Genomic DNA, 21,094 nt, shown 5'->3' on the forward strand with positions numbered 1-21,094 from the left:
TATGCCATGCACGCAGTGATCCTGGCCGGAGGAAAGGGCGTCCGGCTGCGGCCGTACACCACCGCGCTGCCCAAGCCGCTCGTCCCCATCGGCGACCAGCACGCCATCCTGGAGATCGTGCTGCGCCAGCTGTCCGCGGCCGGCTTCACCCGCTGCACCATCGCCATAGGCCACCTCGGCGAGATCATCCGCGCCTACGTCGGCGACGGCGCGCAGTGGGGCATGAGAATCGACTACGCCACCGAGGAGAGCCCGCTGGGCACCATGGGCCCGCTGCTCACCCTGCGCGAGCGCCTGCCGGAGCACTTCCTGGTGATGAACGGCGACGTGCTCACCGACCTCGACTACGCCGACGTGCTGCGCCGGCACGAGACGTCGGGCGCGCCCCTGACCATCGCCACCTACGCCCGCAAGGTGCACATCGACTTCGGGGTGCTGACCACGGACGCGAGCCGGGTCGTCGCCTTCACCGAGAAGCCCAGCATCGACTACCGGGTGTCCATGGGCGTCTACGGCGTCTCGCGGTCCGCGCTCGACGGCTACACGCCCGGGCTGCCGCTGGGCTTCGACGAACTGGTGCTGGACCTGCTCGCCGCCGAGCGGCCGCCGCACGCCTACGAGTTCGACGGCTACTGGCTGGACATCGGCCGCCCCGACGACTACGACCGGGCCAACGCGGAGTTCACCAGCCGCAAGTCGCTTCTGCTCAAGGGAGCCTGAGCACCCATGCGCGTCCTCGTTCTCGGCGCCACCGGCTACCTGGGCGGCCACGTCGTCGAGCACCTGCGCGCCCGGCCGGGCACGCGGGTGCTCGTCGGCGGCCGCTCCCCCGCCGCCGAGGTCACCGTCGACCTCGCGTCCGACCCCCCGCACCACCTGGCGAAGGCGCTGGCGTCGGCCGCGCCCGACGCCGTCGTCAACTGCGCGGGCGCGACCGGCGGCGACGCCGTCACCCTGGCGGAGGTGAACGCCCGCGGCCCCGCCGTGCTGTGCGCGGCGCTGCTCCGGGCGGCGCCCGGGGCCCGCCTGGTCCACCTGGGCTCGGCCGCCGAGTACGGCCCCGGCACGCCCGGCCGGCGGGTGGCGGAGTCGGCGGCGACCCGCCCGGCCGGCCCGTACGGCGCGACCAAGCTGGCGGGCACGGTGGCGGTGACCGCGTCGGGGCTGGACGCGGTGGTGCTGAGGGTGGGGAACCCGGTGGGCCCGGGGGCCCCGCCCACCGGGCTGCCCGGCCGGGTCACCGCCCTGCTGAGGGACGCCGGGCACGGTCCGGACGCGGTCGTGCGGCTCGGTGACCTGTCCGCCCACCGCGACTTCGTGGACGTGCGCGACGTGGCACGGGCGGCATGGCTGGCGGCCACGGCGCCGGGCCCCCTCCCGCCGGTCCTCAACATCGGCGGCGGCGCGGCCGTCCCGGTGCGCGAGCTGGTGCGCGGGCTGGTGGAGGTGGCCGGTTTCCGGGGCCGGATCGTCGAGGAGGGCGCGAGCGGCTCCGCGCGGTCCGCGCAGGTGTCGTGGCAGTGCTCCGACATCACCGCCGCCCGCGACGCCCTCGGCTGGCGGCCGTCCCACTCCCTCGACGCGTCGCTGGCGGCGCTGTGGGCGGCCGCGGGATCCGCGCCCCGCCGCCCCGAGGGGGCGCCGGCGCGGTGAACCTGCTGATTCCGCTGTACGTCCATCCGGCCGAGGACCCGGCCGCGTGGCACCGGCTCGTCACCCGCGCCGCCCGCACCTACGCCGTCGTGCTCAACCCCGCGGACGGGCCCGGTTCCGTCCCGGACCCGGCGTTCGTCGCCGCGGCCGGCGCGCTGCGCGCGGCGGGGGCGCGGCTGCTGGGCTACGTCGACACGGACTACGGCGCGCGCGACCCGGAGCTGATCATCGCCGATCTGCGCCGGCACCGGGAGTGGTACGCCGCCGACGGCTGCTTCCTGGACCGGGTGACCGCCGGGCCGCACGGGCTGCCGGCCTGCCGCCGCCTGGTGCGGTCCGCCCGCCGGCTCGGCGCCTCGCCCGTCGTCCTCAACCCGGGCGTCCACCCCGCTCCCGGCTATGTCCGCCTCGCCGACCTGACCGTCACCTTCGAGGGCCACTGGTCCACGTACGTGTCGGCGTTCAGCCGCCCCTCGTGGGCCGTGCGGCAGCCGCCCGGGCGGCTGTGCCACCTCGTGTACGGGGTGCCCGAGCCGCTCGTGCCGCTCGCCGTGCGCACCGCGCGCGAGCGGGGCGCGGCGGTGTGCGGTCCGGTGACGGGGGAACCGCCCAATCCCTGGTCCCGGCTGACCCCCGCACTGACCGAGGCGGACCGGTGAGGCGGCTCGTACCGGCCCTGGCGGCCGCCCTGGCCCTGGTGGCCGCCCTGGCCGCGTGCTCCGGCGGCCACGACCGCGCGGCCGGCCCGCGCGCCCGCGCCGTGTGGCAGCCGCGCCCCGGCCTGGCCTGGCAGTGGCAGCTCGACGGCAGGGTCGACCCGTCGGTCGACGTGCCCGTCTACGACATCGACGGCTTCGAGAACACCGCCTCGGACGTCGCCCGCCTGCACCGGGACGGCCGCAGGGTGATCTGCTACGTCAACGTCGGCGCCTGGGAGGACTTCCGTCCCGACCGGCGCGCCTTCCCCCGCTCGGTGCTGGGCAGGCCCAACGGGTGGCGCGGCGAGCGCTGGCTGGACATCCGGCAGGTGGCGGTCCTGCGGCCCCTCATGGAACGCCGGTTCGACATGTGCCGGGACAAGGGCTTCGACGCGGTGGAACCGGACCTGGTCGAGGGCTACGGCAACGACACCGGCTTCCCGCTCACGGCGGACGACCAGCTCCGGTACAACCGCATGATCGCGGACATCGCCCATGAGCGCGGTCTGGCCGTGGGGCTCAAGAACGACCTGGCCCAGATTCCGCAGCTGCTGGACGACTTCGACTTCGCGGTCAACGAGGAGTGCGCGCAGTACGGCGAATGCGCGCTGCTCGAACCGTTCGTCGCGGCGGGCAAGGCGGTCTTCCACGTGGAGTACACGGAGCCCACCGCCGCGTTCTGCCCGCTGTCGCGCAGGCTGGGGCTGTCGTCGATGCTCAAGAGGCCGGAGCTGAGCACCTGGCGCAAGCCCTGCTGACCGGCCGGGCGGACTCCGGCACGACCGGGACCCCTGCGCGGCCGGGCCGGGGCGGACGGCCGGGTCGCCCGCCCCGGCCCGGCCCGGTCACGCGGGCCGCGTCGCTCGCGGCGGCGACGCGGCTGTGACCCGGATGGCCGAGGCGAGGGAGCGCGGAGCACCGCCCCTGCCTACGTTGAGTCGTGAGCCCGCCACCCGGTGTGCTCGCGCGTACGGGGCGGGCGGCGTCCACGGTCGGCGGGCGCTCCCACAGGTCCGGCCCGCGTGAAGGCCTCGCCTCGCGTCGGCACGACGGAAGGAACATGGAAGTGGTCATATCCCTCGTTCGGCGCGCCACTGCGGTCACCGCGTGCGCGGCCGCACTGGTCTGTGCGGGTGCCACGGCGGCTTGGAGCGGTCCCGCGGCGGAAGCCGTCGCGGCGGCGGAGGCTGAGGGGCGTCAGCCGATGTCGACGGAGCCGGTGGCGTACGAGTTCGGTGAGACGCTGGCGAAGCTGCGGGGCGAGCAGTTGGAGACGCTGTTCCTCGCGGAGATCATCTCCCATCACCGCGGGGCCGTCGAGATGGCGCGGCTGGAACTCCGGCGCGGCGTGGACGCGGACGTCCGCAGGTACGCGCAGAACATCATCACCGGTCACGAGCGGCAGATCGAGCAGTTCACGCGGTGGCTGCACCAGTGGTACGGGATGACGCCCCAGGAGGCGGCGGAGCAGGCGCCGGCCGAGGCCCGCCGGGAGATGGCCCAGATGGCGCAGGGCGTGCAGGACATGCTCGAGGCGCTGCGCCAGGTCGACAGGGGCGAGCGGTTCGACGTCGCGTTCGTGCGCATGATGATCCCTCACCACTCCTGCGGCGTCATCGAGTCCCTGGAGCCGCAGGCACGCGCGGCGCACGCGCGGCTGCGGCTGGCGGCGGCGACGGGCGCCACCGCCCAGGGAGCGCAGATCGCGGACTTCCGCACCTGGCTGGCCGGCCGGGACGGGGACCGGGTCAGGGAGGCGGCCGACGCGGGCGTGCTGCCGAAGGGGGCCCCCGACACCGGGGACGGAGCCACCCAGGCGTCCACCGTGCCGCTGGTGGCGGCGGGGGCCGCGCTGGCCGCGGCCGGCGGCGCCCTGGGGGTCGTCGTGGTGCGTCGCCGACGCGGTGCGCAGCAGGACTGAGCACGGCCGCGGGCCGTACGGCGGCCGGCCGGCCTCGGTGGCCGCGGCCTGCCTGGCGGCGGGCCTGGGGATGGTCGTGCAGGGCGTGGTGTCCGCGCCGCAGCCGCCGCCCCAGCCCCGTCCGCGGCCGGCCCTCACCGCCGACCCGCCGCAGGAGTCCGCCGCGGCGGTGCGGCCGCTGGGCCGCTCCCGTCCGGTCCGTGTCCGGGTGAAGCGGCTCGGCATCACGGCGGCGGTCCGGCCGGTGGGCCTGAACGCCGACGGCACCGTCGAAGTCCCCGGGCTGCGGCAGGCGGGGGACGTCGGCTGGTACGAAGCCGGCGCGGCTCCCGGGCAGGCGGGGCCCGCGGTCGTCCTCGGGCACGCCGACTCCGCGGCCCTGCCCGGGGGCCGGGCCGCCTTCTACGCGCTGGGGGCGGTCCGGGAAGGCGACCGGGTCGAGGTGGACCGCGCCGACGGCAGCACGGCCCGGTTCGCCGTCGACGCGGTCACCGTCGTCGCCAAGTCCCGTTTCCCCACCCGTGCCGTCTACGGCCCCACCGACACCGCACAGCTGCGGCTGATCACCTGCGGCGGCGCCTACAGCGGCGCCTCCGGCTACCGCGCCAATGTGATCGTCTACGCGCACTTCACCGGCTCCGGCCCCACCGAGCCGTCCCCGCCCGCCCGCGCCGGGCGCTGAGCACCCGCCCGGCCGGGCGGCGGAGCCGGTCCGCTGCCGCCCGCGCCGGGCGGGCTCCCCGGGGCACGGCCGGCCGCCGGTCGGCGGCCTCCGGGGCGACGCGCCCCGCCGAGGGCGTGTCAGGACCGGTAGCGCTCCACGACGGAGGCCGGACGCACCCGGGCCCCGTCGGGGTCCTGGCCGAACTCGGTCCTGGCCCGGCGCTGCCGCAGCAGGTCCCAGCACTGGTCCAGTTCGCGCTCCAGCTTCCCCAGCCGGGCCCGTTCCTGCGCGCTGCCGATCCGGCCGGCGCTCAGCGCGTCCCGCAGTTCGCGCTCCTCGTGGGCCATCTCCGCGATCCGGTGAAGGATCCGGTCGTCCTGCTCGGCCATGATGTCGTCCTTTCCTCGAGTACTGCTCCGCCGGAGTTCGGCGGGCCGTTCCGCGCCGGCCGGGACTTCGCGGCGTCCTCGTCCGCCGGCAGCCGCACCACGTCGCCGTACGCGGCCCCGGGCCGCCCGGCCACGACGTGGCCGGTGCGCGCCCGCTCACCGGGGCCGGCGGCGGGGTCGCCGGTGGTCCCGCCGGGGCGGGCGGCCGGTCCGGCGGACGCGCCCCGGCGAAGAGCCGCTCCGGTCGCGGGGCCCCGGTCAGCCCCGGTTCTCGGCAGCCCACGGGGCGTCACGGCGGAAGCCGAGCGCCTGTTCGGTGGGGGCGATTCTCCAGGCCGGCGCCGCCCCGCGGATCAGTCGTTTGACTGGTGGACCGGCATGACGTGCGGCGGCCGCGGCCCTTCGGCGGCCGCCCGCGCGCCGGTGCCCGCGCCCGCGGCGATCGGCGGGGCCGGGACCGAACGCCGGGCCGGGGCTGCGGCCGGCGGGGAATCGGGGGTGCGCGTGGTGGTTCGCTCCCGCCTTTCCGGGGCGCCCTCGGGGTGAGGGGCACGACGGGTCCGGGACCGGGTGGTCGGCTCACCGCGGCCCGGCCCGTCGTGCTTCTGTCGGATGACCGATCCTCGCGGCACGCCGTCCGCGTGAGTCGTCCGACGGATGTGCCGGTCCCCCGCGGCCCCGGATGATCGGGCGGTGGGCACGCGCCGTGTCCCCGGCCCGCGTCACCGGGTGCCGCCGCCCGGGACACCGGCCCGGGGACGCCCCGGGAGGTCCGTACGACCGGGGCGGGGCCGGGGACGGCACCGCCGGCCGTGTGCTCGTGTGCTTCGTACGACGCCGGTCCCGCCCGTTCCCCGAGGGCGGACACCGGCCCGACCGTCAGGAGGACGACCATGGCGACGACCTCACGGACCCCCGTGGCCGCTCTGTGGGACTGGCAGCGTCACGCCGCCTGCCGGGGCATGTCCAGCTCCGTCTTCTACGCCGCGCCGGGAGCGCGCGGTGCCCCGCGCAGAGAGCTGGAGCAGCGCGCGCAGCAGATCTGCGGGGACTGTCCCGTACGGCGGCGCTGCGCCGAGTTCGCCCTGGTCACCCGGGAGACGTACGGGGTCTGGGGCGGTCTGACCGAGGCCGAGCGCGCGGACCGCCTCGGCACCGGCCGGAAACGCGGCCCCGGTCGCGCCCGGTGACGCCGCCGCGCCCGCCCACGGGGGCGGGTCACCGGCGCTCCCGCGGCGGGCGCCGGTCCGTGCGGGCGGCGGGGCGCAGGCGTCTGCCGACGTGCGGGGGCATCAGGGGCGCGTGGTCGCCGAGCAGGTCCAGGAAGGAGGCGGTCACCGGGTCCGGGCTGGTGCGGGTGTACCCGGTGAGCCGCCTGCGCAGGGGCGGGTCGGGACGCAGGAGGACGCCGCCGAAGTACGGCGGGACGGTGTTGGCGGGCACGAGCGTGGGCCCCAGCCCGGCCGCGGCGTATCCGATGGCCGACGAGGCCTGCTCGGTGCGCACCGCGACACGCGGCCGGAACCCGGCCGCCGCGCACGCCGCCTCGAGGATGTCGGAGAGGCCGCTGTCGGGGGTGAAGTGCACCCACTCCCGCTCCGCGAGATCGGACAGGCGCACGCCGGGGGCGCCGGGCGCGGCCGCCGCGGGATCGTCGGCGCAGGTGACGACCAGGAACTCCTCGGTGCCGATGTGGCGGGCGGTACCCTCCCAGCCCTCCGGCAGGGGACCCACCGCCACGTCGGCCTGGCCGGCGGCCATGGCCCGGGCCATCTCGTCCCCGCGGCGGTGCTCGAACAGCCGGATCCGTACCCCCGGGTGCTGCCGGCGCCACCGGCCCAGGACCGCGGGCAGCACGCCGGAGCTGACCGAGTAGAGCGTCGCCAGGTGCAGTTCGCCGGTGGACACACCCGCGGCACGGCGTGCGGAGGCGGTGGCGCGGCCGGCCTCGGCCAGGGCGGCCCGGGCGTGCGGCAGCATCGAGCGGCCGGCCGGGGTGAGCCGCACTCCGCGCGGCAGCCGCTCCAGCAGCGGGCCGCCGGCCTCGCGCTCCAACGCCTGGAACTGGTGGGAGAGTCCGGGCTGGGTGACGTCGAGCCTTTCGGCGGCCCGGGTGAACGACCCCTCGTCCACGATGGCCACCAGATACTCCAGCTGTCGCAGCGTCGCCATGCGCTCAGCCTATGGAAGAGACGACAAGGATTTCTTGGACTCATGGGTCGTGCGAGGAGCGGCATGGCCGCGCGGGAGCGGTCCGTCATCCCGCTGGGGCGGCCCCAGTACCTCAACCGCCTCCACGGCCTGCGGCCGCCGGCGGAGCCCAAGGGGCTGCTGGGCGGCGTGGACGACGCCGGCCCGGTCGTCGGTCCGGAGGCGCTGGACCGCATCCGCCCCGAGGCCGTCGCCCGGCTGGACCGTCCGTACCTGGGCAACGAAGGCGTCGAGGAGATCGACGCCTTGATCAACGTGGACGGCCTCACCCCCCTGCAGGCCGCCGACCGCTACCTCGCCGGGCACGGCAGCGGCCCGCTCGCCCGACCCGCCCCGCGACGACGCGGTGGCACCCCCCGCGCACGACGGCTTCCGCCGCCCGCCCCTCCGCCGCGCCGCCGGGCCCGCTTCCGCCCGGCCCGGCGCGGGCCCGCCCGCCTCGTCGCCGATCCAGGTCGATTGACTGATGCCGGTGCAGCGCCCCGGACGTAGTTTGATTCCGGCCTCTCCGCCCGGCCCGGCCGCGGGCAGGACCGTCCCCGGCCCGTCCGCCCGGGCGGCTCCGCGCCCGGGCCCGCCGGCCCGGTACGACGCCCCGGTCCGGGTCGCGGGAGTGCCACGAGCGCCAGACCCCCACTTCGCGGCGCGGACGCCAGCACACCGCCGTACCCGGAGAACCCTCGGATGATCACGACTTCCCCGCTCCGCCCGGACCGGTCCGCCGCTCCCCTCCCGCGCCCGGCCGGCGACACACACCCCGGGGAGCGGTCCGCGCGGCCGGAACCCCTGCGGGGCCGCGGCGACGCGCTCGGTGCCCTGACCGGGGCCCTCGACCGCGCCTACGCGCACGACGGCTCCGCGGTGGCCGTACGGGGCGAGACCGGCCTCGGCAAGACCGCCCTGCTGCGGTGGGCGGCCGACCTGGCCCGCGAGGAGGGCTGGCGGGTCCTGCGGATCACCGGGACGGACCGGGACGCCGAGCGGCGCTCCGGCGCTCTGGGCCGGCTCGGCCGCCCGGCCCTCGGCGTCTCCGCCGCGCTGCCGGACCCGCTGCGCACCGCGCTCCTGCGGGCCGTGGACGGCGACGACCGGCCCGAGGACGCCCTGCTCGTCCGCGCGGCGCTGCACCAGGGGCTCTCCTTCCTCGCCCGGCCCCGGGCGCTGCTGGTGACGGTCGACGACTGCCACCTGCTGGATCCGGCCTCGGCCAGAGCGCTCACCTACCTCGCCACCCGGCTGACCGGAACCCGGATCGCGCTGCTGGCGGCGGCGAGCGGCGGCCCCGGCCCGTTCGAGGGCTGGGAGGCGCCGTCCGTCGACCTGGGCGGTCTGGACGAGGACTCCGCCCGTCTGCTGCTCGCCGACCACCACCCGCACCTGGCTCCGGCGGTCCGGTCCGCCGTGCTCGCCACGGCGGAGGGCAGTCCCCTGGCGCTGATCGACCTGCCCCGCGCGCTGACGCCGGCCCAGCGCAGGGGCGAAGCCCCGCTGCCCGATCCGCTGCCGGCGGGGCCCGCGCTGGACGCGGCCCTGGGCCCCCGCTTCCGCGGGCTGCCGGCCGGCACCCGCGCCCTGCTGGCCGTCCTCGCCGCCGCCGACGGCGACCTGACGGCACGGGACGTCGACTGGGCGGCGGACCTCGTCGGGGCGGGACCCGACGCGCTGGGGCCGGCCGAGGAGGCCGGTTTCGTCACCGGTGACCGTCTCCCGCGCTTCACCCGGCGCATCCACCGCAGCCTGGCCTGCTCCACGGCGCCCGCGTCCGCCCGCGGACACGCCCACGCCGCCTGGGCGGACTTCGGCGCCGCCCGCTCCGGGGCGCCCGCGGGCCGGGGCACGGCCGGCCCGGCGGGCGGTGACCGGGTCGGCCGCCTGGACGCGCTGGCCCGTACCGCCCTGGCCCGGGGCGACTGGAGTTCCGCGTTGCGGGCCCTGCAACGCGCCGGAGAGCTCAGCCCGCTCCCGCGGGAACGCACACGCCGTCTCACGGCCGCGGCCGCCACGGCACTGCGGTGCGGCAGGCCGGACCTGGCGCTCGCCCTGACCCGGGACCTGGAGGGCCGCGAGGAGGCCGTCACGGCCCGCACCCTGCGGATCGTCCGGGCCAGCACCGGCTTCGACACGGCCCTCACCGCGCGGGCCGCCCACACGGCACTGGCCGGCGCGCTGGTCCCCGGGGAGGTGCTGGGCCCGGACCGGCGTGACTGGGCCGCCTTCCAGCTGGCGACGCTCAGCTCGCTCACCCACCGTCCCGAACCGGCCCGTACGGCGCTGGACTGGCTGGCGGAGCGGGGCGCGCGGAGCGACGGCGACGAGCCGCTGCGCATCGCCGTCGCCGCCCACCTCGATCCGGTGGGCCGCAGGGCCGGGATCCGGCGGGGGCTGCGCGCGCTGGCCGGCACGGCGGTCGGGGCGTCCGACGCGCTCGGCCTGCGGGAGCTGGCGTGGCTCGCCGACGCCGCGTGGCAGATCGACGAGACGGGCCTGGCCGGCCGTCTCGTGGCCACCGCGTTGCGGCGTACCGGGGAGCGGGACAGCGGCCCGCTCCAGCACTGCCGGTCGCTGCAGGCGGCGCTGATGGTGGCGGGAGGCCGGTGGGCGGAACTGGACGAGCTGGTGCCGGAGCTGATCCGCGAGGCGGAGGACGAAGGGCTGGTACGGCACGCCGTCGACCTCAAGGCCCGGCTGCTGATGGTCTGCGCCTACCAGGGCCGCCGGGACCAGGGGGGCGGGCTGCTGCGGGAGGTCCGCCGGTGGGCCCGGGACCACGGCTCGGCGCACCACGCGCAGCTGGCCGAGCACGCCGCCCACCTGCTGGCGTCGGCGGGCGGCGAACCCGCCGGCGGCGCGCGGCCGCTGCTGTCCGCCGCCGATCCCGTCCGGGACGTCGTCGCCCGCCACGCCTACGTGGACGTCATGCGCGCCGCCCTGGCCCGGGGGGACCTGCGCGCGGCACGCGCCCAGGACGCCCGGGCCGTCCGCGGCCGGCTCGGCGCCTTCTCCGCCGAGACGGCGCTCCTGGTCGGGCACGGCCGTGCCCTGCTCGCCGCCCACGAGGAGGCCGACGACACCGCCGAGCGGTTCCGGCGGGCCCACGTGGCGGCGGTGGCCTCCGCCCGCCCCTTCGACCGGGCGCGTCTCGCGCTCGACCACGGCGTCTGGCTGCGCCGGCAACGCGACACGGCGGCGGCACGCGCCCGGCTGCGCACGGCGTACGACGGGTTCGCCCGCCTGGCGGCCGCGCCCTGGCGGGACCGGGCCCGCGCCGAACTGCGGGCGGTCGGGGTCAGCATGCGGGACCACGGCCCGGCCTCCCGGCCCGCGTCCGAGCCGCTCGTGCTGTCGGCGCAGGAGCAGCGGATCGCCCGCATGGCCGCCGCGGGCCTGTCCAACCGCGAGATCGCGGACCGGCTCCGCGTCTCGCCCCGCACCGTGGCCTCGCACCTGTACAAGGTCTTTCCCCGCCTGGGCGTCAGCTCGCGCCGGGAACTCGGCCAGGTCCTGCGGGAGATGGGGGACCGCTCGTGACGGGGAGGACGGCGGCGCGCGTGCGCCGCGGCTACCGCCCCCGGCTCACCGGCGGCGGCTCATGCGGTGGGCGTGAGGGTCAGCGGGTGGAGCCGGCTCCAGTACCGCCGCAGGGCGTTCTCCGGATCGTCGGGGTGCGGGACGGTGCGGTCCCGGAAGGCCAGGTGCAGTTCCTCGACCCGGTCCGCTGCGACGGCACGGTTGCCGGGCTGCGGCTGCGGGAGGCGGTGCGCCCACCAGCGAGCGGCGACGACGGCTCCCGCGAGGGCCGCGACACCGATGGTGAGTGCGTCACGCGATGTGGCCACTGGCATGTGAGTCTCCCCCTCGACGACGGTGAGCGAGTCTTGCGCTGCCTCAACAGGTCTCCCCTGTGGGCGGATCCATGCCCGTCGGGCCGGCTCGCCGGCCGCGACGGCCCCGGGGACGCCGGAACCGGGGCAGGGGCGCCACCGGGCGCCCCGATGTGCGGGGGCCCGAACTAACCGGTGCCGCCGCGGTGTTCGCGGCCGGTGCGGCCGTCAGCCGGCGAGGCGGGCGCCGGGTCGTCCGACGTCGCCGGCGCGCTCCGGCACGGTGCGGGACGGCCTGGACGGGTGGGCGGGGCCGTGCCGGGTACACGCCCCGCGATGTCGTCGATGTCCGCGTTCCGCCCGCGGCAGCAACGGAGAGCACACATGAGGGATCGCCCGTCGGCACCCCGGCCGGCACTCCACGCCTCTGCCCGGCTCCTCGGCGGCCGGTACCGGCTGGATTCCAGGATCGGCGCCGGCGGCGTCGCCGACGTGTACGAGGGCGTGGACCTCCGCCTGCGGCGTCCGGTGGCCGTCAAGGTCTTCCGTCCCGGCGGCGACCCCGCGCTCGGGGAGCGCTTCGCCGACGAGGCCGTCGTCCTGGCGGGCCTTCAGCACCCGGGGCTCGTCACCCTGTACGACGCGGGACGGCACGAGGACTGCGCCTACCTGGTCATGCAGCTGGTGAAGGGGACCACGCTGGCTCGGCGTGTCTCGGCGGGGCCCATGGACCCCCCGGACGTGGCCGGGCTCGGCGCCGGCCTCGCACGCGCGCTCGCCCACGTGCACGCCGCCGGCATCGTGCACCGCGACGTCAAACCGTCGAACGTCCTGCTGGACGCCGAAGGCGCCCCGCACCTCGCCGATTTCGGCATCGCGCGGATGGCGGACGCCACCCGGCGCACGGCCTCCGGCGAACTCGTCGGCACCGCCTCCTATCTGGCGCCGGAGCAGGTCCTGGGCAAGGAGGTGGGCCCGCCCGCCGACGTCTACGCGCTCGGCCTGGTCCTGCTGGAGTGCCTCAAGGGAGAGACGGAGTACCGGGGCACGCCCCTGGAGGCCGCTGTGGCCCGGTTGCACCGCCTGCCCGCGGTCCCCCGCTCGGCGCCCCCGGAGCTGGCGCGGCTCCTGCGCGCCATGACGGCTTCCGACCCGGCGGCACGGCCCGCTGCCGGGGAGTGCGCCGAGACCCTGTCCGCCCTTGGCGCGCGCCTCGTGCCGGCCCCGGCGTCCGGTGCCGGCCTCGACGGCGCCGGGCGTCCCGGGCCGGACAGGGAGACGGCGGAGCACGGGTTGCCCGCCCCGGCCGTGACCGGACCACCGGATGTCCCGCGGCGGCAGGGCGGGAGCCGCCCCCGCCGTCTGCTGCCGGCCGTCGGTACGGCGGTGCTCACGGCCGTCCTCGGCGCCGCCCTCGCCGCGGCCCCGGACGGCGGAGAAACCGGTGACGGCCGGGCCGCCCCCGGCTCCACCGAGCCCGTGCCCACGGAGCCCTCCTCCGGCCCGGCCTCCCCCGGGAGCCCCCGCGCGACGGTTCGGCAGCCGGCCGCCTCTCCTTCGCGCGCTCCCTCACCGGCTTCCCGTGCCCTGACTTTTCGCGCTTCGGACGGCGGAACCGGGCGGTCGCCGAGCCGGCCGGCCCCGCCCGCTCCGCCGTCCTCGGCCGCCCCGCCGTCCTCGCCCGCCCCGCCGTCCTCGGCCGGTCCTGCGGACGAGCCGCGGGAGCGCGCCCGTCCCCGTGCCGTGCGGACCGCCGACGACAAACCGCGCGGAAGGACGTCGAAGTCCGAGGGCCGTCCCGCCGGCAAGCCGCGGCGCTGATCCCGCCGGCGCGGTGCGCGGGCCGCGTGCCTACGAGTGCGCTGCCGGGGCACCTGCAGCAGTGACCCACGACAGGAAGCGGGAGAGTGCGTGATGTCCGGGAGCGACGACGCGGCCCAGAGGCACCGGGAGGACGAGGGCACGGCCGACGGCGGTCTGCTCGACGGTCTTCGGGTGGACGGGCGACGGCCGGAGAAGCCCATCCTCCTCGACGCCGACGGAAGCCCCATAGAGACGTGGCGGGAGAACTACCCGTACGACCGGAAGATGAGCCGGTCCGAGTACGACAGCACGAAACGCCTCTTGCAGATAGAGCTGCTCAAGATGCAGCGCTGGGTGAAGGAGACCGGCCAGCGGGTGGTCGTGGTCTGCGAGGGCCGTGACGCGGCCGGCAAGGGCGGCACGATCCAGCGGTTCACCGAGCGGCTGAACCCGCGGGGCGCCCGCGTCGTGGCGCTGGAGAAACCGACCGAGCGGGAGGCCGGCCAGTGGTACTTCCAGCGTTACGTGGCCCACCTGCCGGCCCGCGGTGAGATCGTCTTCTTCGACCGCTCCTGGTACAACCGCGCCGGCGTCGAGCGCGTGATGGGCTTCTGCACGGAGGACGAGTACCGCACGTTCCTGGAGCAGGCCCCGCTGTTCGAGCGGCTGCTGACCGATGACGGCATCCTGCTGGTGAAGTTCTGGTTCTCCGTGTCCAGGGCCGAGCAGCGGACCCGGTTCGCGATCCGCCAGGTCGACCCGGTGCGCCGCTGGAAGCTGTCGCCCACGGACCTCGCCTCGCTCGACCGGTGGGACGACTACACCACCGCCAAGGTCGACATGTTCCGCGCCACGGACACCCCGCACGCCCCCTGGACGGTGGTGAAGAACAACGACAAGCGCCGGGGCCGGCTGGAGGCGATGCGCAGCCTGCTCGACCGCTGCGACTACCCCGCGAAGGACCACGCGGTCGTGGGGAAGCCCGACCCGTCGATCGTGGGCGCCGCGGACACCCTGCTGGAGGCCGGCGAGGAACCCGCCGACCTCTCCCCCACCCCCTTGACCGGGTACGGCGACGAGCCCGGCAAGCACCCGGACCCCGCGTGACGGTGCCGCTCCGGACGCGGGGCGCGGATCGCCGCGCACCGCGTCCGGAGCGGGGCGCGCGCCCGGCCGGGGCGGGTGCCGGGGACGGCCGGGATGCGGCCGGGGCGGGGTGCCGGGAGCGGCGACGGCGGCCCGCTCGGGGCCCTTCCGCGGCGGCCGGCGGCTCCCCCGCCGCTCCGCTCGGGGCTTGCTCAGGCGCCCGGGCCCGCCGGTGCGAACCTCCGTGCGGCGGTGGCCTCGGAGGCGTCGGGTACGCAGACGCGCACCCCGGTGACGTGGTCGGGCCCGGGGCCGTGGCCGGGGAACGTCGCCCGGGAGCCCGGCGGGAGGGTGCGGCAGGGGACCGGCCGGCCGTCGGTGTACTCGACGGTGACGTCGACGGTGACGTCGCAGTCGTTGACGACGGTGGTGTAGCGCCAGTCGGCGAAGTGGCGGACGCATTCCGGGACCGGCGGCCCCGAGGGGTCCGTACCGGCGGTGGCGGAGTGCCCCGCCGGCGAGGCGCTCAGGAGCACGGCCGAGGCGATGACGGTCAGGGCGCGGAACTGTGCGTACGGCATGGCTTCCCCCGGGTGGGACGGACGGCGTGCGCGGGCAGCCGCATCCGCTCCGTCGCGGTGCGGCGTGGTGGAGCGGACGCCATCCTCACGACAGCCCTCTTCTTGCGCAAATCCATGAAGGCGGTTTCAGTCATGGTTCGCGCGTCAATCAAAACACCAGTTGAGATGCGGTGCACATGCTGCAAGGGCATTCAAGGAGGTGCCTTGTTCCGGTCCTCCGCTAGGGCGGCTCCGGGACGGGCACCGCCGCGAGCGCCGACGGCGGGACGGACACGCGGGGAAGAGCGCCGGGCGCCGGTCATCTCCCCCGGTCGAGGAGTTCGCGGACGAGGGCGGCGACCTGCTCCCGCTCGACGAGGAAGCCGTCGTGGCCGTGCGGCGACTCGACCACCCGTACGCCGTCGGCGCCGGGGACCAGGGCGGCGATCTCCCGTTGCTGGGCGAGCGGGTAGAGCCGGTCGGAGTCCACCCCGGCCACCAGGGTGTCGGCGGTCACCCGCCGCAGGGCGGCCCGGAGGCCGCCGCGGCCCCGCCCGACGTCGTGGCCGTTCATGGCCTGCGACAGCACCACGTAGCTGGCCGCGTCGAACCGGCGGACCAGCTTGGCGGCATGGTGGTCGAGATAGGACTCCACCTGGTAGCGGCCGCCGCGCCACGGGTCCTCGGCGCCTTGCGGCGAGCGCCCGAAGCGCTGCTGCAGTTCCGGCTCGCTGCGGTAGGTGACGTGGGCGATGCGCCGGGCCAGGCCGAGACCGGCGTGCGGGCCGCGCCCGGGTCCGGCGTCGTGGTAGTCGCCGCCGTTCCAGTACGGGTCGCTCCGGATGGCGTGCAGCTGGACGTTGGCCCAGGCTATCTGTTCCGCGCTCGCCGCGGCGGTGGTGGCCAGCAGCAGCAGGGCGGCGGTGCGTCCCGGACGGCCGACGGCCCACTCCAGGGCCCGCATCCCGCCCATGGACCCGCCGAGGACCAGCGCCCAGCGCTCGACACCCAGCGCGTCGGCGAGGTCGGCCTCCGCCGCGACCTGGTCCCGCTGCGTCAGGTACGGGAAGGCGCCGCCCCAGCGCCGGCCGTCGCCGCGGCGCGACGACGGTCCGGTGCTGCCCTGGCAGCCGCCCAGCACGTTGGGGGCGACGACGAACCACCGGTCGGTGTCCAGCGCGCGGCCCGGGCCGATCAGCCCGTCCCACCAGCCGGGCGTGGGGTGGCCCGGTTCCGCCGGTCCTGCGGCGTGGCTGTCGCCGGTCAGCGCGTGCAGCACCAGGACGGCGTTGGAGCGGTCCGGGGCGAGCCGCCCCCACGTCTCGAACGCCAGCCGCACACCGGGCAGTTCACCGCCCGCCTCCAGGGGCAGGGGCCTGGCCAGCGTGTGCCACCGACGGCGCCCCGGCGGGTCCCCCTCCTGCCACGCCCCGGTGGCCGGCGGGAGGGGGACCTCGCGAGCGAGCGCGGTGCTCAGGACGCGCCCTTGGCCGCGCGGAAACCGGCCTCGAGGTCGGCCTTGAGATCGGCGAGGCTCTCCAGGCCCACGGACAGGCGCACCAGGCCCGGCGAGGCGCCCGTCGCCGCCAGCTGCTCCTCGTCCAGCTGGCTGTGGGTGGTGGACGCCGGGTGGATGATGAGGCTGCGGACGTCACCGATGTTGGCCAGGTGGCTGAACAGCTCGACGGCGTCCACGAACCGCTTGCCCGCCTCGACGCCGTCGCGCAGCTCGAAGGAGAGCACCGCGCCGGCGCCGCGCGGCAGGTACCGCTGCCCGGCCTCGTACCAGCGGTTGGAGGCAAGCCCCGGGTAGTGCACGGCGGCGACCTCGTCGCGCTGCTCCAGCCACTCGGCGAGCGCCTGGGCGTTGGCCGAGTGCCGTTCGATGCGCAGGCTGAGGGTCTCCACGCCCTGTAGGAGCAGGAAGGCGGAGTGCGGCGCGATCGCGGGTCCGAGGTCGCGCAGCAGCTGCACCCGCAGCTTGATCGCGTAGGCGCCCGGTCCGAGGGCCGGCCAGTACCGCAGGCCGTGGTAGCTGGGGTCGGGCTCGGTGAAGTCCGGGAACCGCTGCGGGTGCGCGCCGAAGTCGAAGGTGCCGCCGTCGACGACGACGCCCCCGATCGTGGTGCCGTGCCCGCCGAGGAACTTGGTCGCCGAGTGGACGACGACGTCGGCGCCGTGCTCGATCGGCCGCAGCAGGTACGGCGTCGGCACGGTGTTGTCGGCGATCAGCGGGACGCCGTGCTCGTGGGCCACGTCCGCCACGCCCCGTACGTCCAGGACGTTGCCGCGCGGATTGCCCAGCGTCTCGGCGAACAGGGCCTTGGTGTTCGGGCGCAGCGCCGCCCGCCAGGCGTCGAGGTCGTCCGGGTCGTCGACGAAGGACACCTCGATGCCGAACCGGGGCAGGGTGTGGCGCAGCAGGTTGTACGTGCCGCCGTACAGCGAGGTGCTGGAGACGATGTGGTCGCCGGCGCCCGCCACGGTCAGGATCGCCAGCGTCTCCGCGGCCTGCCCGGAGGCCAGGGCCACCGCCGCGACGCCGCCCTCCAGGGCCGCGACGCGCTGTTCGAAGACGTCCTGCGTGGGGTTGTGGATGCGGGTGTAGATGTTGCCGGGCTCGGCGAGGGAGAACAGGTCGGCGGCGTGCCGGGTGTCGCGGAAGACGAAGGAGGTGCTCTGGTAGATGGGGGTCGCCCGGGCTCCGGTCGTCGGGTCGGGGTGCGCGCCGGCGTGGATCTGCTTGGTCTCGAACGACCAGGCCGAGGTGTCGGGCCCGGCCGGGGCCTCCTCGGGGGTGTGGCCTGCGGTGACGGAGTCGAGGGGCTGGCTCATCGTTCTTCTTTCCTCCGGAGGTGCACGGCGTGCGGGGACGCGGCGTGGGCGGCGGCGCCCATGGGGGCGGGCGGGGACACGTCGGGTCGCCGCCGTGAGCGGGCTGGTCGGGATCTTGCGTCGGTTCGCGACGGGACGGGCGGCGGTGAGGGATGACGCGGCTCCGGGCGGCGCATTGCCGCGCGGCCGTGAAGGGAGAAAACCACAGGGGAACACCACGCACCAGCCACAGGTCGACGTTGACATATGTTTGTCACAGTGCGGAAGAAAACCCGGTCAGGCGCACCACGGAAATCCCTCGACCGCCCCCGCGCACATTTTCGAAATCCGCACGACTCGACGGAATGCAAGGGTGCCCGCCCCTTCGGAAAGGACGCTTTCCGAAGCTTTCCGTACCCCTGTGCGAACCTCGTCGCTTCCGCGTGGTGTCCGCCCGGATTCCGGCCGCGGCGGCCGCCCGGTCACGGGCGTCGTCCGGGCGCCGGGGCGGCGGCGCACGGGGGCGCGCCGTCCCGGCGCCGGGAGCGAGGGAGCGGACCGTGAGCTGTGAGGACCCCGCGGGAGCGGGGTGGCGCAGCGGCCGGGCGGGGCACGCCCCGTGCCGGCCGGCGGGCTCGGCGGCTCCGCGGCGGCCGCGCGGGACGGCGGTCCGCCGAACCGCTTCCGGCCCCGCGGGGGCGGCTCCGCGGTGACCGAAAGGCCGTCACCGGTCCACGGGGTCGGGCGTGTGCTCCGCGCGCCGGGTCACCGCGAGAACGTGAGCGTCTTTCACCATCGGTGAGTCCGCCGAGGCGCCTCCCCCGTCCGTCGCCCCGGCCCGGCGGGCGGTGAATGCATTCCGCCGCCGGTTTGCCGGCCGTGCCCGGCGCGGGATTCCCCTTCCACGCCGTCGGTTTTCGAACGGCCGTCCGGCAATTTCGGGTGTGCCCTCCGGAGGAGGCGAGGAGTTCCGCCACCGGGCCGGCGGCGGGTCCCCCGGCGCCGGCCCGCGTCGGCCGCCCGCGGAACGAGCCCGGTGGCCGTTCACGGGTCCGGGCCGTGCGGGGTGCCGGTTTCCGTCTCGGGCGAAGGGCGGGCAGGGCCGTCCGGTGGACGCGCGCAACGGGCCGCCGCGTCCCCGCGGCAACCCGCCGGCCCCCGCGGACCTCGTGTTCACTGACCGTACGGCCGCTTCCGCCGGGCCTCCCGCAGCGCCTCGCCCCACCAGGTGAGCTGGTCCAGCATGGTCTTCGCGGCGGCCTCGGCGGCCTCCGGCTCCTTCAGGGTTCCGTTCTCGTCGAACCTGTCCCAGGCGTTGTGGAAACTCACCTGCTCGCGGATGGTGACGGCGTGCAGCTCGGCGAAGACCGGCCGCAGGTGCTCCACCGCGCGCAGGCCGCCCGCCAGACCGCCGTACGACACCAGGCCGACCGGCTTGGCCCGCCACTGCGTGTAGTGCCAGTCGATGAGGTTCTTCAGCGAGGCGGGGTAGCTGTGGTTGTACTCCGGGGTCACCACGACGAACGCGTCCGCGTTCTCCAGCCGGGGCGTCACCCGGCCGAGGGCCTCGGCGACCTCGGCCGAGGGGGACCGGGACAGGCCGACCGGCAGGGGGTGGTCGGCGAGGTCGAGGTAGTCGACCTCGACGTCGCCGCGCCGGCGGGCCTGGCCGGTGATCCACCGGGCCACCGTCGGACCGAACCGGCCTTCCCGGACACTGGCGCAGATCACGGCGATACGCAGCGGGGTCGTGGACATTTTTCTCCTCGTGGTCGTGATGGTCGAGTCGATGAGCCGACAGGAAGTCGATGAGCCGACAGGAAGTCAGGGAGCGGGCGAAGCACCGCGGCGTTCGGCACGGACGCCCGGCGACGCGGTGTCCGCCGCCGTGCGCCGCCGGCCGCCGGCGAGGCAGCCGACGGCGACCAGCGAGGCGCCGGCCGCGATGACGAGGAACGTCGGCTGGATGCCGAGCTCCCGCACCACGGGCTGGGTGACGACCGGGGCCAGGAACTGGCCCAGGAACAGCGCGGTGGTCAGGAAGCCCGCGTAGCGGCTGCGTGCCTCGGGCGGTGCCTCGCCGATCACCCAGCCGTTCAGTGTCGGCATCAGCACGCCCAGACCGGCGCCCATGACCAGCGTGCCCAGGGCCAGCACGGCGACGTGCGGGGCCAGGGACAGCACCAGGTAGCCGACGCCGATGGCGGCGAAGGCGGCGGCGACGAGGGCGTACTCCCCCGCCAGGCGCCGGATCGGGGCGAAGCGCAGCGACACCAGGCCCGTGGTGAGCGTCTGCACCGCGATGACCGCGCCGGAAGCCACCGAACCGGCGTGGAAGTGGTCCTCCACCAGGAACGGCACCTGCACCGGCACCGAGTAGAAGGCGACCTGGCCGAGGAACATGGCGGCGAGCGCCGCCGTCACGCCGGGCGGAAGTCCGCGCCGGGCGGGCCGCACCGGTCCCTCCCCGGCCGGGCGGTCGGCTGTCTCCTTCGCCCGGGTCTCCGGCAGCCGGGTCAGCGCGGGCACCGCGAGCGCCGCGCCGAGCAGGTAGACGAGGAACACCGTCCGCCAGCCCAGTCCGGCCAGCGCGCCGCCGCCGACCAGCAGCACCACGCCGCCGAAGGCGCCGGCGGCCGTCTGACGGCCCAGCAGCCGCTGCCGCTCGGTGTCCTCGTACAGGTCAGCGATCATGGCCACGCTGTTGATCATGATCAATGACACACCGACGCCGAGCACGGCGCGCCCGGCGAGGATGCTCACCAGGTCGGGCAGGCAGAAGCCCGAACTGCCGCCCACCGCGAAGGCGAGCATCCCGGTCACCAGAGCCCGTCTGCGGCCGATCCGTTCGGAGAGAGCGCCCGCGAACGGGGAGAACAGCACGATCGCGAGCGCGTGGGCACTGGTGATCATCCTGGCCAGCAGGTCGGCGTCGGCGGTGTCCGCGAACGCGGCGCGTATGCCGGGTATCGCGGGCGACACCACGGCTCCGGCCATGATCGTGAGCGTGCCGGCGAGCACCAGCACGGCCGCCCCGCCGTGCCGGCCTCGCCTGCCGTGGTCCTGCACCGTCGGTTCGGGGCGCACCTGTGCATCTCCTCGGGGACATGGGGCCGCGGAGCGACCCGGGCGGGTCGCTCGATGTGCCGTCCACGCTAGGAGCTGAACTTAAGTCGAGGTCAAGCGGTGACGGCGCGTCACCCCGCGAACCGGCGCGGCGGCGTCCCCGCCTCCGCGCCGCGTTTCACGAACGGCCCCCGCGCCGCGTTTCACGAACGCGGGAACTGAGCCGCGGCCGCCGCACCCCGGACGACCGGCGGCGGTGCTCACGGGCACGCGGTGCCGGTCGCCCCCGGTCCGTCTCCCGCGGCGGGCCGGCGTTGTGCCGGGCGCCGTCCGCGACGCCCCGGGCGCGCCGCCCACGGACCAGGCGCCGGGTGTGAGCAGCGGCCCGATGCGGCGGTCCGGACCGCC

19 protein-coding genes are annotated in these 21,094 nt (G+C 76.4%); 11 read left to right on the top strand and 8 right to left on the bottom strand.

The window, feature by feature from the left end:
* The first annotated feature begins 6 nt into the window (after positions 1–6).
* The 6 genes from ABD363_RS24180 to ABD363_RS24205 all read left to right on the top strand — a co-directional run bounded on the left by ABD363_RS24180 (position 7) and on the right by ABD363_RS24205 (position 4,954).
* Positions 7–720, top strand: a complete 714-nt coding sequence (locus ABD363_RS24180; protein ID WP_344607045.1) for a nucleotidyltransferase family protein — start codon at positions 7–9, stop codon at positions 718–720.
* A 6-nt stretch (positions 721–726) separates the two neighbouring features.
* Positions 727–1,653: an NAD-dependent epimerase/dehydratase family protein gene (locus tag ABD363_RS24185; RefSeq protein ID WP_344607047.1), complete on the top strand. Its 927-nt coding sequence runs from the start codon at positions 727–729 to the stop codon at positions 1,651–1,653.
* On the top strand, positions 1,650–2,312 hold the full coding sequence (locus tag ABD363_RS24190) for a spherulation-specific family 4 protein (protein WP_344607049.1): 663 nt from the start codon (positions 1,650–1,652) through the stop codon (positions 2,310–2,312). The genes ABD363_RS24185 and ABD363_RS24190 overlap by 4 nt, the downstream gene beginning before the upstream one ends.
* On the top strand, positions 2,309–3,109 hold the full coding sequence (locus ABD363_RS24195) for an endo alpha-1,4 polygalactosaminidase (RefSeq protein WP_344607051.1): 801 nt from the start codon (positions 2,309–2,311) through the stop codon (positions 3,107–3,109). Before ABD363_RS24190 ends, ABD363_RS24195 begins: the two co-directional genes overlap by 4 nt.
* Positions 3,110–3,411: 302 nt before the next feature.
* Entirely contained in the window at positions 3,412–4,272 is an 861-nt protein-coding gene (locus ABD363_RS24200) for a DUF305 domain-containing protein (RefSeq protein WP_344607053.1), read from the top strand.
* Positions 4,256–4,954, top strand: coding sequence for a class F sortase (locus ABD363_RS24205; RefSeq protein ID WP_344607055.1), 699 nt, complete (start codon positions 4,256–4,258; stop codon positions 4,952–4,954). Before ABD363_RS24200 ends, ABD363_RS24205 begins: the two co-directional genes overlap by 17 nt.
* 119 nt (positions 4,955–5,073) lie before the next feature.
* Here the strand turns inward: ABD363_RS24205 and ABD363_RS24210 are convergent, their stop codons facing one another.
* Entirely contained in the window at positions 5,074–5,325 is a 252-nt protein-coding gene (locus ABD363_RS24210) for a DUF2630 family protein (protein ID WP_344607057.1), read from the bottom strand.
* Between the two features lie 893 nt (positions 5,326–6,218).
* On the opposite strand from ABD363_RS24210, the gene ABD363_RS24215 reads away from it, so the two are divergent.
* On the top strand, positions 6,219–6,515 hold the full coding sequence (locus ABD363_RS24215; protein WP_344607059.1) for a WhiB family transcriptional regulator: 297 nt from the start codon (positions 6,219–6,221) through the stop codon (positions 6,513–6,515).
* A gap of 28 nt (positions 6,516–6,543) precedes the next feature.
* Here ABD363_RS24215 and ABD363_RS24220 read toward each other — a convergent pair whose 3' ends face one another.
* Positions 6,544–7,497, bottom strand: a complete 954-nt coding sequence (locus ABD363_RS24220) for a LysR family transcriptional regulator (protein ID WP_344607061.1) — start codon at positions 7,495–7,497, stop codon at positions 6,544–6,546.
* Between the two features lie 42 nt (positions 7,498–7,539).
* Here ABD363_RS24220 and ABD363_RS24225 point away from each other — a divergent pair, with 42 nt between their 5' ends.
* The gene (locus ABD363_RS24225; RefSeq protein ID WP_344607063.1) at positions 7,540–8,028 is read left to right on the top strand and encodes a type 2 periplasmic-binding domain-containing protein; all 489 of its coding nucleotides are present in this window, start codon (positions 7,540–7,542) and stop codon (positions 8,026–8,028) included.
* Positions 8,029–8,220: 192 nt separating this feature from the next.
* A complete protein-coding gene (locus tag ABD363_RS24230; protein ID WP_344607065.1) occupies positions 8,221–11,064 on the top strand; it encodes an AAA family ATPase in 2,844 nt (947 codons plus the stop codon).
* 59 nt (positions 11,065–11,123) lie between these two features.
* Here ABD363_RS24230 and ABD363_RS24235 read toward each other — a convergent pair whose 3' ends face one another.
* Positions 11,124–11,378: a hypothetical protein gene (locus ABD363_RS24235; RefSeq protein ID WP_344607067.1), complete on the bottom strand. Its 255-nt coding sequence runs from the start codon at positions 11,376–11,378 to the stop codon at positions 11,124–11,126.
* A gap of 363 nt (positions 11,379–11,741) precedes the next feature.
* Between ABD363_RS24235 and ABD363_RS24240 the strand changes: the two genes are divergently transcribed.
* Positions 11,742–13,178 carry a serine/threonine-protein kinase gene (locus ABD363_RS24240; RefSeq protein WP_344607069.1) on the top strand — a complete coding sequence of 479 codons (1,437 nt, stop codon included), beginning with the start codon at positions 11,742–11,744 and terminating at the stop codon, positions 13,176–13,178.
* Positions 13,179–13,271: 93 nt separating this feature from the next.
* Positions 13,272–14,267, top strand: coding sequence for a polyphosphate kinase 2 (ppk2, locus tag ABD363_RS24245; protein WP_344607070.1), 996 nt, complete (start codon positions 13,272–13,274; stop codon positions 14,265–14,267).
* 191 nt (positions 14,268–14,458) lie between these two features.
* Here ppk2 and ABD363_RS24250 read toward each other — a convergent pair whose 3' ends face one another.
* The 5 genes from ABD363_RS24250 to ABD363_RS24270 form a co-directional block, all read right to left on the bottom strand.
* Positions 14,459–14,827 (bottom strand): alpha-amylase, encoded by a 369-nt coding sequence (locus ABD363_RS24250; protein ID WP_344607071.1) that lies wholly within the window; start codon positions 14,825–14,827, stop codon positions 14,459–14,461.
* Between the two features lie 298 nt (positions 14,828–15,125).
* A complete protein-coding gene (gene metX, locus ABD363_RS24255) occupies positions 15,126–16,283 on the bottom strand; it encodes a homoserine O-acetyltransferase MetX (RefSeq protein WP_344607080.1) in 1,158 nt (385 codons plus the stop codon).
* Positions 16,280–17,641: a bifunctional o-acetylhomoserine/o-acetylserine sulfhydrylase gene (locus ABD363_RS24260; RefSeq protein ID WP_344607072.1), complete on the bottom strand. Its 1,362-nt coding sequence runs from the start codon at positions 17,639–17,641 to the stop codon at positions 16,280–16,282. Before ABD363_RS24260 ends, metX begins: the two co-directional genes overlap by 4 nt.
* Before the next feature lie 1,152 nt (positions 17,642–18,793).
* Positions 18,794–19,378 carry an NADPH-dependent FMN reductase gene (locus tag ABD363_RS24265; RefSeq protein ID WP_344607074.1) on the bottom strand — a complete coding sequence of 195 codons (585 nt, stop codon included), beginning with the start codon at positions 19,376–19,378 and terminating at the stop codon, positions 18,794–18,796.
* A 66-nt stretch (positions 19,379–19,444) separates the two neighbouring features.
* Positions 19,445–20,707 (bottom strand): MFS transporter, encoded by a 1,263-nt coding sequence (locus tag ABD363_RS24270; RefSeq protein WP_344607076.1) that lies wholly within the window; start codon positions 20,705–20,707, stop codon positions 19,445–19,447.
* Between the last annotated feature and the right edge of the window lie 387 nt (positions 20,708–21,094).

Source organism: Streptomyces glaucus (assembly GCF_039533365.1).
Taxonomy (GTDB): domain Bacteria; phylum Actinomycetota; class Actinomycetes; order Streptomycetales; family Streptomycetaceae; genus Streptomyces; species Streptomyces glaucus.

What these genes read in the sequence shown, in the direction of transcription:
- ABD363_RS24180 (WP_344607045.1), top strand. Translation starts at nt 7, where the DNA reads ATGCACGCAGTGATCCTGGCCGGAGGAAAGGGCGTCCGGCTGCGGCCG.
- ABD363_RS24185 (WP_344607047.1), top strand. Translation starts at nt 727, where the DNA reads ATGCGCGTCCTCGTTCTCGGCGCCACCGGCTACCTGGGCGGCCACGTC.
- ABD363_RS24200 (WP_344607053.1), top strand. Translation starts at nt 3,412, where the DNA reads ATGGAAGTGGTCATATCCCTCGTTCGGCGCGCCACTGCGGTCACCGCG.
- ABD363_RS24210 (WP_344607057.1), bottom strand. Translation starts at nt 5,325, where the DNA reads ATGGCCGAGCAGGACGACCGGATCCTTCACCGGATCGCGGAGATGGCC.
- ABD363_RS24215 (WP_344607059.1), top strand. Translation starts at nt 6,219, where the DNA reads ATGGCGACGACCTCACGGACCCCCGTGGCCGCTCTGTGGGACTGGCAG.
- ABD363_RS24220 (WP_344607061.1), bottom strand. Translation starts at nt 7,497, where the DNA reads ATGGCGACGCTGCGACAGCTGGAGTATCTGGTGGCCATCGTGGACGAG.
- ABD363_RS24225 (WP_344607063.1), top strand. Translation starts at nt 7,540, where the DNA reads ATGGGTCGTGCGAGGAGCGGCATGGCCGCGCGGGAGCGGTCCGTCATC.
- ABD363_RS24230 (WP_344607065.1), top strand. Translation starts at nt 8,221, where the DNA reads ATGATCACGACTTCCCCGCTCCGCCCGGACCGGTCCGCCGCTCCCCTC.
- ABD363_RS24235 (WP_344607067.1), bottom strand. Translation starts at nt 11,378, where the DNA reads ATGCCAGTGGCCACATCGCGTGACGCACTCACCATCGGTGTCGCGGCC.
- ABD363_RS24240 (WP_344607069.1), top strand. Translation starts at nt 11,742, where the DNA reads ATGAGGGATCGCCCGTCGGCACCCCGGCCGGCACTCCACGCCTCTGCC.
- ppk2 (WP_344607070.1), top strand. Translation starts at nt 13,272, where the DNA reads ATGTCCGGGAGCGACGACGCGGCCCAGAGGCACCGGGAGGACGAGGGC.
- ABD363_RS24250 (WP_344607071.1), bottom strand. Translation starts at nt 14,827, where the DNA reads ATGCCGTACGCACAGTTCCGCGCCCTGACCGTCATCGCCTCGGCCGTG.
- ABD363_RS24260 (WP_344607072.1), bottom strand. Translation starts at nt 17,641, where the DNA reads ATGAGCCAGCCCCTCGACTCCGTCACCGCAGGCCACACCCCCGAGGAG.
- ABD363_RS24265 (WP_344607074.1), bottom strand. Translation starts at nt 19,378, where the DNA reads ATGTCCACGACCCCGCTGCGTATCGCCGTGATCTGCGCCAGTGTCCGG.